1 protein-coding gene is annotated in these 1,268 nt (G+C 77.8%); it reads right to left on the reverse strand.

Going from position 1 to position 1,268, the window contains the following annotated elements:
- Nucleotides 1–930, reverse strand: a 930-nt coding sequence (locus tag GTQ99_RS23370; protein ID WP_166618035.1) for an ATP-binding cassette domain-containing protein, incomplete at its 3' end; no start/stop codon positions are given.
- Nucleotides 931–1,268 lie beyond the last annotated feature (338 nt).

Here is a 1,268-nt window from a genome sequence, read left to right on the forward strand (position 1 = left end):
GGCGGGTGCGGACGCCACGGGGGCGGCGGGTGCGCGGTACTCGACCTCGGAGGTGGTCAGCCGCAGGTAGGCCTCCTCCAGCGAGCTGCTCACGGGGGTCAGCTCGTGCAGCTCCAGACCGGCCGCCGCGGCGGTGGCGGCGATGCGGCGGGCGTCGGTGCCGCTGACCTCCAGCACGTCGCGCTCCACGGCCACCACCTCCACGCCCTCGTGCCGGCGCAGCAGCGGCTCCAGCCGCGCGGGGTCCGGTGTCCGCACCCGCACCGTCGTCGACTGCGCGCGCGCGACGACGTCGGCCAGGGGCGCGTCGGCGACCACGCGCCCGCGTCCCAGGACGAGCAGGTGGTCGGCCGTCAGCGCCATCTCGCTCATCAGGTGCGAGGACAGGAACACCGTGCGGCCCTGCGCGGCGAGACCGCGCAGCAGCGTGCGCACCCACACCACGCCCTCGGGGTCCAGGCCGTTGACCGGCTCGTCCAGGACGAGGGTCTGCGGGTCGCCCAGCAGCGCCGCGGCGATCCCCAGCCGCTGGCCCATGCCCAGGGAGAACGTGCCCACCCGCCGGCGCGCCACCGAGGTCAGACCCGCCTGCTCGACGACCTCGTGCACGCGCCGCCGGCCGATCCCGTGGGTGGCGGCCTGGGCGAGCAGGTGCTCGAGCGCCGAGCGGCCCGGGTGCACGGCCCTCGCCTCCAGCAGGGCACCGACCTCGCGCAGCGGGGCGCGGTGGCGCACGTACTCCCTGCCGTTGACGCGCACGGTGCCGGCGCTGGGCCGGTCCAGGCCGACGACCGCCCGCATCGTCGTGGACTTCCCGGCGCCGTTGGGCCCCAGGAAGCCGGTCACCCTCCCCGGGTGGACGGTGAAGGTGGCGTCGTCGACGGCCGTCCTCCCCCCGTACCTCTTCGTCAGGCCCACGACCTCGATCACGGTTCCTCCCTCGCTCGGCGTCCCTCGACCGTAGGAGCGGGCCGGGCGCACCGGGACGCCCGCGAGGACGACTCCCGCGCACCGGCGGCCTCGCCCGTGCGGATGACGGCCCTCCTCCCGCGGGGGCATCCCGCCCGGGCGCCGGACGTGCCATGGTGCGGTCCGCGGGTCCCCGCCCGGCCGCCCGGCCGGCCGGCGGGGCCGCGACGGATCGACCGGTCGACCGGTCGAGGGGCGGCACGAGGAGGCGGAGGGTCCGTGGAGCGTCAGGCGCTGCTGGGGCGCGAGGGGGAGCGCGGCGCGCTGGCCGCCCTGGTCGAGCAGGCGGCCGCCGGGTC

The organism is Kineococcus vitellinus (assembly GCF_009906315.1).
Classification (GTDB): domain Bacteria; phylum Actinomycetota; class Actinomycetes; order Actinomycetales; family Kineococcaceae; genus Kineococcus; species Kineococcus vitellinus.